Raw genomic sequence first — 14000 nt, forward strand, 5'->3', positions numbered from 1 at the left:
GCGCGTATCTCCACACAAGGATGGTAGATAACGCTCTAGCGATTGCAAGGAACCATTCGAGGCTACTTCCGCTTCAAGGCATCGGCCAGCGCCGCACCAAACGCGCCTTGCTGTGCCGGTCCTTCCGGCTGACGCTGCGGCATCGGCGAAGGTTGCGCCGGCTTGCCGCCGCCATTGTCGCGCGGCCCCTTCGGCGTCCCGCCCTCGCCGCCGTCCTTGCGCATGGACAGCGCGATGCGCTTGCGCTTGATGTCGACATCGACGACCCGCACCTTCACCACATCGCCCGCCTTCACCACCTCATGCGCGTCCTTGATGAAACGATCGGCCAGTTGCGAGACATGCACCAGCCCGTCCTGGTACACGCCGATATCGACGAAGGCGCCGAAGGCCGCGACATTGGTGACGGTGCCTTCGAGAAGCATGCCGGGCTTCAGATCCTTGATATCGTCGACGCCGTCGGCAAAGGTCGCCGTCTTGAAGCCGGGGCGCGGGTCGCGGCCGGGCTTTTCCAGCTCCGCAATGATGTCGCGCACCGTCGGCAGGCCGAACCGTTCGTCAACGAAGACGCGCGGATCGAGCGCCTTGAGCGCGGCACTGTCTCCCATCAGCGAGCGCACATCGCGACCGCAGGCAGCGACGATCTTCTTGGCCACGCCATAGGCTTCCGGATGGACGGACGAGGCGTCGAGCGGCTCGCTGCCATTGGCAATGCGGAGGAAGCCTGCGGACTGTTCGAACGCGCGCGGGCCGAGCCGCGCTACCTTGAGCAGTTCCTTGCGGCTGGCGAACGGCCCGGTCGCATCGCGATGCGCGACAATGGCATCGGCAAGCGACGCGCCCAGGCCTGACACGCGGGCCAAGAGCGGCGCCGAGGCGGTGTTGAGATCGACGCCGACAGCATTCACCGCGTCCTCCACCACCGCCTCCAGCGAGCGGCCAAGCCGGTACTGGTCGACATCATGCTGGTACTGGCCAACGCCGATCGATTTCGGCTCGATCTTGACCAGTTCGGCGAGCGGGTCCTGCAGGCGCCTGGCGATCGACACCGCACCGCGCAGCGACACGTCGAGCCCGGGAAACTCAGCCGCCGCTGTCGCGGAGGCCGAATAGACCGAGGCGCCGGCTTCGCTGACGATCACCTTGAGCGGCTTTGGCCCACCATCCGAAGGCATGTCGGACAGCATGTCGGCGACCAGCTTTTCAGTCTCGCGGCTGCCGGTGCCGTTGCCAATCGAGATCAGCTCGACCTTGTGCAGGCGGATGAGCTTGGCGAGCTCCGCCTGTGTGCCGCGCACATCGTTCCGCGGCGGAAATGGATAGACCGTCGTCGTCGCCAGCACCTTGCCGGTGCCATCTACCACCGCGACCTTGACGCCGGTGCGGATGCCGGGATCGAGCCCCATGGTCGGACGCGATCCTGCGGGCGCTGCCAGCAGCAAATCCTTGAGGTTGCGTGCAAAGACATGGATCGCCTCTTCCTCCGCCCGCTCGCGCAGGTCACGCATCAAATCGAGCGTCAGGTGCAGCGAAAGCTTGATCCGCCAGGTCCAGCCGGCGACTTCCATCAGCCAGCGGTCGCCCGGCAGGCTGCCGCCGATGGCGTAGGCATTGGCGATCATCCGCTCGACCGGCTTCACCGGCGAGGCATGGTCGGCATCGACCTCGATGTCGAGCGACAACACCTCTTCGTTGCGGCCGCGCAGCATGGCCAGCGCACGGTGGCTCGGAACATTTGCCCAACGCTCGACATGGTCGAAATAGTCGGAGAATTTCGCCCCGGCCTCCTGCTTACCGTCGACGACACGGGCACGCATGAAAGCGCGCTCCTTCATGTAGGTGCGAAGCTTGCCGACCAGATCGGCATTTTCCGCGAACTGTTCCGACAGGATGTCGCGTGCGCCTTCCAGTGCGGCCTTGGCGTCGGTCACATCCTCGGTCACATAAGCCAGCGCCGTCTCGGCGGGCACCAACGACCGGTTGGCCAAAATAGCCTCCGCCAATGGCCCCAGCCCGCGCTCCCGGGCGATCTCGGCCTTGGTGCGCCGCTTGGGCTTGTAGGGCAGGTAGATGTCTTCCAGTTCAGCCTTGGTGGCGGCAGCCACAATTTTGGCCTCAAGTTCGTCGGTCAGCTTGCCCTGCTCGCGAATCGAACCAAGGATCGTATCGCGCCGCGCATCGAGCTCGCGCAGATAGGCCAATCGCTCGGCAAGGTCGCGCAATTGGGTGTCGTCGAGCCCGCCGGTGACCTCCTTGCGGTAGCGCGCCACAAACGGCACCGTCGCGCCCTCATCGAGCAGCCCTATAGCTGCCGATGCCTGCTCCGACCGCGCCCCGATCTCTGCCGCGATGATGGATGCGATGCGTTTGCTGTCTGCTGCCATGCTGGTCCCTGTCGCAAAGAGCGGCGACCATAGGCGCTGATGTCCGTCCCGCCAACCGCAGTGTTCTCAAGCGTCAAAGAGGTCCACAGGAAAGCGCCTTGCTTTGGCTCGTCCTCAGACCATCCCGCTCAGCGCCTCGAAAAAGGCAACGATCTCGCGTTCGAGCGGATAATCTTCAGGCACCGGCTGCGACCCCATTTTTGCAATCACCACTTCCCTCTTCGGGTTGACGTAGAGCCATTGGCCGTGGATGCCGATGCCGCAGAAGGCGCCGTTTGCCGCCCCCGTCTGGTACCACTTGTTACGGTAACGGCCCTTCGGGAACAGATGCACCATTGTGCCGCGCTGCCAGGCCTCCGCGCTGCCGCCGGCAACGGTCGTATCGCGCACCCAGCCTTCCGGCACGATGCCGCGGCCATTGGCCGTGCCGCCCTGCCGCATCATCTCGCCGATACGCGCCAGGTCGCGCGGCGTCACCGAAATGCCGCCGGCGGTGCGCGCCGTACCTTCCATGTCGACGCCGATCGAAGCCTCGCTGACTGCACCCAGCGGTAGCCACAGTTTCTCGCGCATCAGGTCCGGGAAGCGCTGGCCGGAAGCTCGTTCGAGCAGCAGGCCGAGCAGATCGGAATTGGGCGAACGGTAGCGGAAGGTTTTGCCGTGCGGTTCTTCGAGCCGCTGCAAGGTCAGAATGAATTCGCGCAAGCTTTCAGTGCCGCCGCCCGGATTCCACAGCGTCGCGCGGCGGTAACGGGCAAAAGCGCTTTCGGGATCGAGATAGGCCTCCTCAAAATCGAGGCTGACGCTCATGTCGAGCACATGCCGGCAGCTTGCATCGGCATAGGCCGAGCCGGCGGCTTCCGGAATGTACTGGGTCACCGGCGCTTCCGGGTCGAACACGCCCTCGCCTTCCAGTATTCCGGCGATGATCGCGGTGACCGATTTGCTGATCGAAAAGATGATGTGACGGGCGCCGAAATCCATATTGGGCGCGAACCAGTCGCCGATGACCTTGCCAGCCTTCATCACCGTCAGCGCGTCGCTGCTCGAACGTGTGAGGAATTCGGCCACCGTCTCCGGCGCGCCGGCGACGGAGACGTTTTCGCCGAGCAGGCCGCTCAGGTCCCGCACCGGTGCCTCGACGCTTCCCGGCGTCGCCGCCACGGGGGCGGTAGGCACCAGCTCGCCAAGGTTCTGGAACGACCAGCGGTTGAACGGGCTTTCGCGCCAGTTGGAGAGCAGCACCTCATTGCGGGCGAAGCCGTAGCGGGTCTCGAACGCGGTCTTGCCGGTCATGAACGTTTCCTCAGAGGGTGATTTGTTGTGGGTCAACCAAGCGCCATGGCGATGGTGTGCACCGCCTTCAGCGTTGCCACCGAATAGGCGACATTGCTGAAATCCGGATAGGTCGAAAGCTTGACCACGACCATGCCGGTGTCCCAGTCGATATGGATCATCTGCCCGAACACGCCCCGGCACATCAGCGCGCGTGAGCGCGGGTTTTCGATCCAGAACTGGTTGCGATAGCTGCCTTCGGGCAGGCTCGGATTGAAGTCCGGCCCATGCCTGCCGTTGCGCGTCGCCTCGATCCAGTCGGCCGGCACGATGCCGCGGCCCTTGTCGAGGATCAGCTGGCCGAAGCGGGCGTAATCGCGCAGCGTCGCGTTGAAGCCGCCATCGGCCAGCGCATAGCCGGCGCTGTCGACCGTGAAGCAAGCGCTTTCATCGGCGCCGAGCTTTTGCCACAGCTCCTCGGACACCAGCTGCGCCAGCCGTTTACCGGTGACCCGCTCCATGATGAAGGCAAGCACGTCGGTCTCGATCGAGCGGTACTCGAACGCGGCGCCATGCGGCCGCACCTTGTCCTTCAGCTGCAGGATCAACTCGAACAGATGTGGCGGCCATTGGAAATCCGGATCGCTGTCCGGCGGCACCGGCTTCCAGCCGGTGGCGACATCAACCTGGCCGATGTCGGAATAGCGATCGGTGTATTCCTCGGAAAAGCGTACACCGGTGGTCATATCCAGCACATGCTGCACGCTGGCGCCGGCCCAGCCGGTCGCGTCGAGCTCCGGCAGATAGGCGGTCACCGGTTTGGCCGGGTCGATCAAGCCGCGCCCAACCAGAATACCGAATACGGTGCCTGTTACCGACTTCGCCATCGACTGCGACAGATGCAGCGTGCGCTCGGCCATGCCGTTGAAATAGCGCTCATAGGCGACCTTGCCGTCTTTGAGCACCAGGAAGCCGTCCGTGTAGGTCTCGTCGAGCAGGCCAACGAGCATCGTCGGACGGCCCTTGCTGTCTTCCACCGGCAGCGCGTCGAGATCGGTCTCTGCGCGCTCAAGACGATGGCGATGGCCATTACCGCGCCAGACCTCGATGGTCGGCAGGAATTCGCGGATGTGTTGGAAGGCCCAGCGATTCCATGGCGGCCGGTCCCAGTCGAGCTTCGGCAGCACCATTTGAGGCGGCGAGCCCTGCATGATCGACGGCCGCGGATCGCTGTTGCGATAGGAGTCCATGAAAGCCATTCCGGAAAAGAAAAGACCCGGCGGCGCATGCCGCCGGGTCTGTCAGACTGCGGTTATTTCTGCAGTTCGGTCCAGATCTTGGTGTAGATGTCCTGGATCTCAGGCGCGCACATCTTCTGGAATTCGCCTTGTGCCTTCGCAGCCTCCGGTATGACGACTTCCGGGGCATCCTTCATATCGGCCGGCATGTACTTGTCCGAGCCGGTAATGGCGTTTGCGTAGCGATGGAAGGCCGAGAGGCCGGCCGCGTTTTCCGGATCCATGATGAAGTTCTGGAACAGCTTGGCGTTCTCGACATTTTTGGCTTCCTTGAGAACGACGACGTTATCGCTCCACAGGCCGTAGCCTTCCTTGGGATAATTGTAATGGATGGCCGGATTGGCCAGCCGCTGACGCAGCGCCGAACCGTTCCAGTCGCTGGTCGCCTTGAAGTCGCCGGCGCCCATCTTTTCGATGGTGTTGTATTCCATGGCGATCCAGTTCGGCTTGGCCGCGACAAGCGTGTCGCGCACCTTCTTCAGCACCGTCTTGTCGTCGGTGCACTGCTGGCCGCCGACATATTTGATCGCCGCGAAGATAACGTCATTCATCTCGGGAACGACATTGGTCTTGCCCTTCAGCTCGTCCGGCGTGTTGAAGATGATGCCCCAGCTGTCGGCTGGTCCCTTGTAGGCATCGGTGTTGACGACGACACCGACGGTGCCCAGCGCCCACGGCACGGAATATTTGCGGCCGGGGTCGAAGTCTGGATTGGCCCATTCCGGCGCCACGTTCTTGAAGTTCTCCATCTTGCCCGGATCGGTCTCCTGCACGAGGCCCTCCTTGATCCAGATCGGCACGTAGGTTTGCGACGGAACGGCAATGTCGAAGCCGGTGCCGCCCTGGCGTACCTTGGCGAGCGCCGTATCGTTGGAATCGTAATCGGTGATGGTCACCTTGACGTTGTATTTGGCTTCGAACTTTTTGATCACGTCGGGGCTGGTATAGTTGCCCCAATTGTAGATGTTCAGCTCGCCATCGGCGCTGGCCAGGCTCGTCGTTGCGAGCAGCGCCAACCCCATGGCGGCTGTCGTTGTTTTCCAGTTCATGGTTTTAGCTCCCATTTGTCGGTTCAGTTTCTTTTCCTGCTGACGAAGAAAAACAACGTGACGATCGCGACCGAAAGCAGCAGGAAGGCGGTCGATATCGCGTTGATCTCAGGCGTGATGCCGCGGCGGATCTGGCCGAGCATGTAGGTGGGCAGCGTATCCTGGCCGCCCGATTTGACAAACTCGGTGATGACGACGTCATCGAGCGAGATGACGAATGCCAGCATCAGTCCGGCCAGTATGCCGGGCCACAAAAGCGGCAGCGTGATGCGGCGGAAGGTCTTCCAAGGCGTCGCGTACAGATCGGCGGCCGCGCGCTCCAGCGTCAGGTCCATGTTTTCCAGCCGCGCCCGGATCGGCAGATAGGCGAACGGGATGCAGAAGGCCGTGTGGGCGGCGATCAGATAGCCAATGCCGGAATAGCCGGTGAAGATCTTGATGCGCGAGAAGAAGATCAGCAGCGCCACGCCGGTGACGATCTCGGGCACCATCAGCGGCTGGTTGATCGCCGCATATTTGAAGGTGAGGCCCGGATAGGACGCGGTGCGCGTGGTGGCAAGCGCGGCCATGGTGGCAAAGATTGTCGACAGCACCGCAGCGACGGCGCCGATCTGGAACGAGCGTAGCGTCGCGTCGATAACTTGCACGTTCTGCCAAGCCGACTGGAACCAGCGCATCGAAAAGCCGCCCCATTCGGACGTCGAGTTCGCCGCGTTGAAGGCATAGGCGACCAGCACGATGATCGGCAGATAGAGCACGATAAAACAGGTCGCAGCGATCACCGTGAAGCCGGTCTGGTGCTTGATGGAAAAGTTCTTAGCCATGCCGCGCCCCCGACTTGCCGGCATTGCGCACATAGGCAAGCAGCGCCACCATGACGATGATCATCACCGTGATCGACAGCGCCGAGCCGAGCGGCCAGTTGCGGCCTTGGCCGAACTGCAATTCGATCAGGTTGGACAGCATCATATTCTTGCCGCCGCCAAGCACGCTCGGCGTCACATAGGCGCCAAGGGCTGGAATGAAGACCAGGATGGAGCCGGCAATGACGCCGGGTTTGACCAGCGGGAAAATGATCTTCCGCAATACCTTGAAACGGGTCGCGTAGAGGTCGTAGCCCGCCTCGGCGAGGCGAAAATCAAGCTTCTCCATGCTGGCATAGATCGGCAGCACCATCAGCGGCAGGTAGACATAGGCCATGCCGATCAGGATCGCCGTGTCGGTGAAGAGGATCTGCACCGGCGCTGAGACGATACCAAGCTTGATAAGGATGGTGTTGATGATGCCTTCGTTGCGGATGATCTGCAGCACGGCGAAGGTGCGGATCAGAAGGTTGGTCCAGAACGGAATGGTGATCAGGAACAGCCAGAGATCCCTGGTTTTCTCGCTGCGCGTCGCCATGAAATAGGCGGTTGGAAACCCCAATGCCAAAGTGGCGATCGTCGTTATCACTGCCAGCTTGATCGAGCGCCAGAAGATGGTGACATGCGCTGCCGCAAGCGAAAGCGTATCGTCGAAAATGTCGCGTTCCATGAACACCGACAGCCAGGCATCGGGCGAGAACTGCCACTTCACATCTCCATAGGGGCCAGGCGTCAGGAACGAGTAGATCAGCACGATCAGCAAGGGGCCGGTCGCGGCGAGGAAGATCACCAGCAAGGCTGGCGCTGACAGCAGCCACCGGTCGCGCACATCGCGTCGCTGCGCTGCCTTGGCGACTTGTTCCGCGGTCGCCATGATCAGTCCTTCAGCACTTGCGCGGCGTCGTTGCCGATCATGATGCCGATCTGGCCGCCCTGCACGAAGCCGTCACCGGCGCCGCGGCTGTTCTGACGCCGCACGATGAACGGCTCGCCACCGGCAAGGCGCAGATGGAAGTGCGTGTCGGTGCCGAGATAGACGATGTTTTCGACGGTACCGGACAGCGAAGCGCTCGGGCTGGCCGTGCCCAACTGCGCATGCTCTGGACGCACGACGATGGTGACCTTGCCGCTGGGGCTGAAGCCTTCCGGCAGCGAGGCTGGGATTTCCACACCAGACGGCAGCTTCACCGTCGCCCGGCCACCAGTCGCGCTAACCACATCCGCCTTGAGGAAGTTCGACTCGCCGATGAAGTCGGCGACGAAACGCTCGGCCGGCCGGTCGTAGATGTCGCGCGGCGAGCCGACCTGCAGGATTTTGCCCGACGACATCACCGCGATGCGATCCGACATGGTCAGCGCTTCCTCCTGGTCGTGGGTGACGAAGATGAAGGTGATGCCCGTCTCGTGCTGCAGCCGCTTCAATTCGATCTGCATTTCCTTGCGCAGCTTGTAGTCCAGGGCCGAGAGCGGTTCGTCGAGCAGGAGCACCTTGGGCTGCGGCGCCAGCGCCCGGGCGAGCGCCACGCGCTGCTGCTGGCCGCCGGAGATCTGGCTGGTGCGGCGGCCCGCCAGCGCCTCCATCTTCACCAGTTTCAGCATCTCGGCGACGCGCGCCTTGATCTCGGCCTTCGGCTTGCCCAGCATTTCCAGGCCAAAGCCGATATTGTCGGCGACCGTCATATGCGGGAACAGCGCGTAGGATTGGAAGACGGTGTTGACCGGTCGCTTGAAGGGCGGCAACGGCGCGATGTCCTGGCCGTAGAGGAGGATTTCGCCGGCGGTTGGAAAGTCGAAGCCGGCAATCAGCCGCAGCAACGTGGTCTTGCCGCAGCCGGATGGTCCCAGCAGGGTGAAGAACTCATTCTCCCGGATGGATACCGAGACCGTATCGAGGGCAGCGACCTGCCCCTCACCCGATCCGAAAATTTTACTGACGTTTACGACTTCAATTGCATTCCGATCCGGTTTTTCCGGCACGATACGCCTCACTGTTGACCCCGCTCTTGCTGGCGGAGTTTTTCCCCTGTTCGATGTGACCACACGGCCGGTAGGTTGGCAAGTCCGGCATTGAATCACAGTTCAGTCGGTCATTTCGTCTTGCAAGCGGCAAGCTGTGCAAGCCGCATGCCATTGTCAGGCCTGGTAGGTGACCTTGCCACCGCAGACCGTCGTCACCGGTCGCAGCTTGTGCAGATCGGCCGGCGCCGTCTTCTCGATATCGGCCGACAAAACCACCAGATCCGCCATGTAGCCGGGTTTCAGAACGCCTTTGCGATGCTCGGCGAATTCGGCATAGGCGCCCTCGACCGTGTAGGCGGCAATCGCTTCCTGCAGCGAGAAAATCTGGTCAGGATCGCCTTCTGCCCATGGTTTGCGCTGCACTGCCGCCTGAATGCTCAGGATCGGGTCGATCGCTGCCACCGGCCAGTCCGAGGCGAACACGACATGGGCGCCGGCGCTTTTCAGGGTGCGCCAGGCATAGCTCAGCGGCCAGCGGTCCCGCCCGATGCGTGACACCGTCGGCTCCAGCGGAAAATCCATGGCGCCGGGCGGATGCGACGGCTGCATCGAGGCGATGACGCCGAGTTCGGCAAAACGCGGCACGTCGGCTGCTGTGGTGACCTCGATGTGCTCAACCCTGTGCCGGCTGTCGCGCTTGCCATTGACCTTCTGCGCCGCCTCGTAACCGTCGAGCACTGCGCGCACCGCGCCGTCACCGATCGAGTGCACCGCGATCTGCAGCCCGCGTTTGTCGATAGCCACGGCGAGATCGATAAATTGCTGCGGCGTGAACAGCGGCTCGCCGACCCAGTCGGGACGATCCGCATAGGGTTCGACCATAACAGCGGTCCAGGAATCGAGCACGCCGTCATAGAACACCTTGACCATGCCCGATGACAGCCACTCGCTGTCGTAGCGCTCGGCCATGATGGATGCCTTCTCCAGCATGTCGAGCGTCATGAAGTTCTTGTAGTGGAATGGGATCTTGACGCGGCAGGGCAATCCCTCCTCGGCCTCGATCTCGGAAAGCAGTTCGAGCTGATAGAGATTGCCGTCCATGTTCTGGATCGAGGTGATGCCGTGGCGCGCGCACCAGGCAAGTCCGCGCCGCATGATGTCGCGGTCGGCGGCCCGCTCGACGGCCGACGGCATTGGGTCGGGCTCGCCGCCGGTCGACAGTCCCAGCCGCACCCGGCTTTCGCCGGCAAGGTCGAGCACCGGACCGAAGGCCTCGCCCTCGCGCAATTCGCCCGCGGCCAGGCCGTCGTCACCCATCACGATCTCGTTGCCCGGACCGAGCGTGCGTCCCTTCAGGATGCCGGCCATCTCCAGCGCCTTGGTGTTGGCCCACATCGTATGGTGGTCGGGCGCCGCCATGCAGAAGGGGCGGTCGGGCAGGATGGCGTCGAGATGATGGCGTGTCACCCGCTCGTCGCCGAGCACGGTGTAGTCGACGCCCTGTCCCACAAGCATTTTCGCCTCGGGCCGCGTCGTTGCGTAGTCGCGGATGGCGCTTTGAAGCGCCTCGAAGCCATGGATACCGCCGAGTTGAAGATGCGCGAGCTCAGCCCCTCCCGAGAACAGATGCATGTGGGCTTCGATGAAACCGGGCAGGACCGAACCGCCCTTGGCGTCGATCACCTCTGTGGTCGTTCCCTTGAGTTTTTCGATGGCGGCGTGGTTGCCTATGGCGATGATGGCGCCGTCCTTGACGGCAATCGCCTCGGCGGCGGTATTGTCATCGTCCATGGTCCGCACGCGACCATTGATGACGATCAGATCAGCATTTTGACCCGCACCCGTGACAGACATCGCGACTCCGCGCTTTTGACGACTGGCTGAGACCGACAACCCTCTTGTCCGACAAGCTGCCACTCCGCCGGAGCGGCGTTATCGGACGAAAACTGATGCCAGTGCGCTGTTTCGAAATTCCCCTTGTGATCTCTCAAAACAGCGTGGATAAAAGAATGCGACTAATTATTCGCGTTTGTCAACGTGCCGAATTTCGAATGTATTGTGGACAACACACCACGCCAATGTTGAGACCGGGACCTGTGTTGAAACCGGCAGGGAACGAAGGCATCAATCCGTGAAGTGCAGTCTCAGCCGCGAAACCAGGATGGCGCTCGAACCGCGCAAGCAGCCGCGGCAGGAACGGTCGAGCAAGGTGGTCGACAGGATACTCGACGCTGCGCTGATCCTGACGCGGGAGCAAGGAACCAAGACGCCGACGACGCTCGCCATTGCCCGGCGCGCGGGCCTGTCGGTCGGTTCGGTCTACCAGTACTTTCCCAACAAGGAAGCCATTCTCCTCGACCTCGCCCGGCGCTGGCTGTCGTCGTTTCCCGAGGTGATCGCCAGGCGCATCGAGGTCACCCCACCCACCAACCGCGACGAGTTTCGGCAGGAGGTGCGCAAGCTCTTCATCGATACCTCCAGAATATATCTCGAAAACGCCACCCTGATGCCGGTGATCGAGGCGATATCCGGCAATGCCGACCTCAGGCCGATCCAGGACGAATATGACGAGCAGATCATCGCGCTTTACGCCGCGTGGCTGCAGCATGTGAACCCGGCCCTTGAGGATAAGATCGCCAGCCGGCTCGGCGTGCTGATGATGGATGTCGGGCACGCCTGCCGGCTTGTGGGGTTGAAGCGGGATCGCAAGACATACGACCTCATCGAGGACGATGTGGAAAGAATGTGGCTCGCTTTGGTCACCCCCTATCTCAACCTTGACTGATTTCGCTATTTCGAGAGGAAATTCATGAAGACTGTCTATTCGCCGCTTCATGCCGGCCATGCCGGCCAGATGGAACTGGTCACGTCGGCAATCGTGCCGGGTTTCGAAAAGCCATCGCGGGCCGAGTTCATCAAGGCGCGGGTCGAGAGCGAGAAGCTGGGGCCGATCCTCGGACCGGTCGAGCATGATCTCACCGCCGCAAAGCGCATCCACAAAGCCGACTATATCGACTTCCTGCCCACCGTCTGGCCGGCGTGGAAGGCCGCCGGCTTGGAGGGTACGGCGATGCCATTCACCTGGCCGACGCGCGGCCTGCGCGGCGACGTGCCACCCAAGCGCGTCGACGCCTTGCTCGGCTACTATTCCTTCGACGCCGGCGCCACCTTCGTCGAAGGCACATGGACCGCCATCAAATCGTCCTATGACGTGGCGCTTACGGCGGCCGCCTTGGTCAAGGGTGGCGAACGGTCGGCCTTCGCGCTCTGCCGCCCGCCCGGCCATCACGCCGGTGCCGGGTTCATGGGCGGCTACTGCTATATCAACAATGCCGCGGTCGCCGCGCAATGGTTCCTCGACCGGGGCGCAAAACGCGTCTCGATCCTCGACGTCGACTACCACCACGGCAACGGCACGCAGGAGATATTCTATGAACGCGCCGACGTGCAGGTTCTAAACCTGCATGGCGATCCGATGGTCGAGTACCCGTTCTTCCTCGGCCATGCCGACGAACGCGGCGCCGGCGCCGGCGAAGGCTTCAACGTCAATTATCCCATGCCCTTCGGCACCAACTGGGACGGCTGGAATGCCTCGCTGGAGGATGCCTGCGTCAAGCTCGCCGCCTACGCCCCCGATATCGTCATCGTCTCCCTTGGCGTCGACACCTTCGAGAAGGACCCGATCAGCCAGTTCAAGCTGAAAAGCCCGGACTATCCGAAGATCGGCCATCGCATCGCCAAGCTCGGCCTGCCGACGCTGTTCGTGATGGAAGGCGGCTACGCCGTCGAGGAGATCGGCATCAACGCCGTCGGCGTGCTCACCGGCTTCGAGGACAAATAGGAAAGCAATTCCAGGATAAGTGTGAAGCGGTTTCCGGCCGGATTGCGCCAAAGAGATATGGGGCGGCTCCGGCCGCCCCGACCATCTAGGCGGCCGCAGCCGGGTTAGGCGCAACCACCGGAACGGTTGGCCTTCGCGACCGGCCGATGCGGTAGACAATCACCGCCGCAATCACGCCTGCCGCCAGGATGGCCACCGCCAGCAACGGCCGGTACCAGAACCAGGCAATCGCGATCGTCACCGTGCCGACCAGGATCGCCAGGACGAAGGCGATAATGCCGGTACCCATCCGCGCCATGCTGCCGAGGAAGGGTATGACATCGAGGATCACCCCGATCGGGCTGAGGAACAGCGCAAAGCCGATGGTCAGCAACAGCAAGCCGGCGCCGCGCAGCAGCCAGGTGATCAGCGTGTTGGCGCTGACGGCGTCGGCGAACATCTTTTCGGCCGGCACGTTGCCGGTGTCGACCATCAGCAGCGCATCGCCGGCTTGCGTCTGATAAGGCTCGAAGCGGCTGCCGGCCTGGCGCGCGATGATACTGATCACGCCCAGCGGCGCCAGTTCGTAACCGATGCGATAGTCGCCCAGAGCGGGCGTCGTGTTGTCATTGCCGAGAAAAATCTTGCCATCGACGATGCTGAGCGGTTTCGTTCCGGTATAGGCAGCCTTTATCGCCGCCGACTGGTCGGCTGAGAGCGAATAGTCCTTGTCACCCTCGATACGGTCCAGCACTGGCGTATCGAGATCGAAGGCGACAAGCTTGCCCTCAGGAATCTGGAAGGTCCGGCCGTGGATTTCCATCGGCGGATTCTGGTGGCCGTCCGGCTTCTTGAAGTCCGACGAGTCGATCTGGCTGTCGTCCCACACCTTGGAATAGCTGTAGGTGGTCACCGTCTCTTCGCCACCGCCGAGCTTCTTGGTCGTCTCCGACTTGGACTCTTCCTTCCACTGATACATCTCGACACTGCGCGACAGCCGCAGCCCTTGCGTGGCGATGCCGAAATCCGGATCCGCCAGGCCGCTGTCCGCCGTCACCAGTCCGCTGACATGAACCAGCTTGCCGTCATTGGCGGTTTCGACGCTGTCGGCGCCGACCGAAACCACCGCTCCAGAACCTTCGGAGAGCGAGCGCGCCGTCTGCACGGCGCGGCCTTCGTTCCAGAACAGCCCGATCACCATCAGCACGATCAGCATAAGGCCGAAGATGACCCCGCCGACCGCGCGCTTGATCCGCCCGAACCACGAGACGGATGTGACTTCCCGAAATGAATCGCTCATCGTTTCCCCCGAAACAAAGTTGCCCCAAAATTACAACGCGGCCGGCGGCCGC

At 62.6% G+C, this 14000-nt stretch carries 11 protein-coding genes; 2 read left to right on the forward strand and 9 right to left on the reverse strand.

The genetic code is table 11. The features are described 5' to 3' along the window. Nucleotides 1-62: 62 nt before the first annotated feature. From NKI35_RS07310 to NKI35_RS07345, 8 genes are all read right to left on the reverse strand, one after another. Nucleotides 63-2384, reverse strand: a complete 2322-nt coding sequence (locus tag NKI35_RS07310; protein ID WP_352739292.1) for a Tex family protein — start codon at nt 2382-2384, stop codon at nt 63-65. A 114-nt stretch (nt 2385-2498) separates the two neighbouring features. Beyond that, nucleotides 2499-3680 carry a serine hydrolase domain-containing protein gene (locus NKI35_RS07315; RefSeq protein WP_352739294.1) on the reverse strand — a complete coding sequence of 394 codons (1182 nt, stop codon included), beginning with the start codon at nt 3678-3680 and terminating at the stop codon, nt 2499-2501. A 32-nt stretch (nt 3681-3712) separates the two neighbouring features. Beyond that, the gene (locus NKI35_RS07320; protein WP_352739296.1) at nt 3713-4909 is read right to left on the reverse strand and encodes a serine hydrolase domain-containing protein; all 1197 of its coding nucleotides are present in this window, start codon (nt 4907-4909) and stop codon (nt 3713-3715) included. Between the two features lie 62 nt (nt 4910-4971). Then, complete coding sequence (locus NKI35_RS07325; RefSeq protein ID WP_023683465.1) at nt 4972-6006, reverse strand: ABC transporter substrate-binding protein; 1035 nt, start codon at nt 6004-6006, stop codon at nt 4972-4974. A 23-nt stretch (nt 6007-6029) separates the two neighbouring features. After that, on the reverse strand, nt 6030-6830 hold the full coding sequence (locus tag NKI35_RS07330; RefSeq protein ID WP_352739298.1) for an ABC transporter permease: 801 nt from the start codon (nt 6828-6830) through the stop codon (nt 6030-6032). Beyond that, on the reverse strand, nt 6823-7743 hold the full coding sequence (locus NKI35_RS07335) for an ABC transporter permease (RefSeq protein WP_352739301.1): 921 nt from the start codon (nt 7741-7743) through the stop codon (nt 6823-6825). The genes NKI35_RS07330 and NKI35_RS07335 overlap by 8 nt, the downstream gene beginning before the upstream one ends. Nucleotides 7744-7745: 2 nt before the next feature. Next, nucleotides 7746-8846, reverse strand: a complete 1101-nt coding sequence (locus tag NKI35_RS07340; protein WP_023691713.1) for an ABC transporter ATP-binding protein — start codon at nt 8844-8846, stop codon at nt 7746-7748. 156 nt (nt 8847-9002) lie between these two features. Next, nucleotides 9003-10682: an amidohydrolase gene (locus NKI35_RS07345; protein ID WP_352739303.1), complete on the reverse strand. Its 1680-nt coding sequence runs from the start codon at nt 10680-10682 to the stop codon at nt 9003-9005. A gap of 307 nt (nt 10683-10989) precedes the next feature. Here NKI35_RS07345 and NKI35_RS07350 point away from each other — a divergent pair, with 307 nt between their 5' ends. Continuing rightward, the gene (locus NKI35_RS07350) at nt 10990-11613 is read left to right on the forward strand and encodes a TetR/AcrR family transcriptional regulator (protein ID WP_023671762.1); all 624 of its coding nucleotides are present in this window, start codon (nt 10990-10992) and stop codon (nt 11611-11613) included. 24 nt (nt 11614-11637) lie between these two features. Then, nucleotides 11638-12669: a histone deacetylase family protein gene (locus tag NKI35_RS07355; protein ID WP_352739305.1), complete on the forward strand. Its 1032-nt coding sequence runs from the start codon at nt 11638-11640 to the stop codon at nt 12667-12669. 85 nt (nt 12670-12754) lie between these two features. On the opposite strand, the gene NKI35_RS07360 is transcribed toward NKI35_RS07355, so the two are convergent. Next, the gene (locus NKI35_RS07360) at nt 12755-13948 is read right to left on the reverse strand and encodes a TMEM43 family protein (RefSeq protein ID WP_352739307.1); all 1194 of its coding nucleotides are present in this window, start codon (nt 13946-13948) and stop codon (nt 12755-12757) included. Nucleotides 13949-14000: the final 52 nt, after the last annotated feature.

The sequence above is a fragment of the Mesorhizobium sp. M0676 genome, assembly GCF_040320535.1.
Classification (GTDB): Bacteria; Pseudomonadota; Alphaproteobacteria; order Rhizobiales; family Rhizobiaceae; genus Mesorhizobium.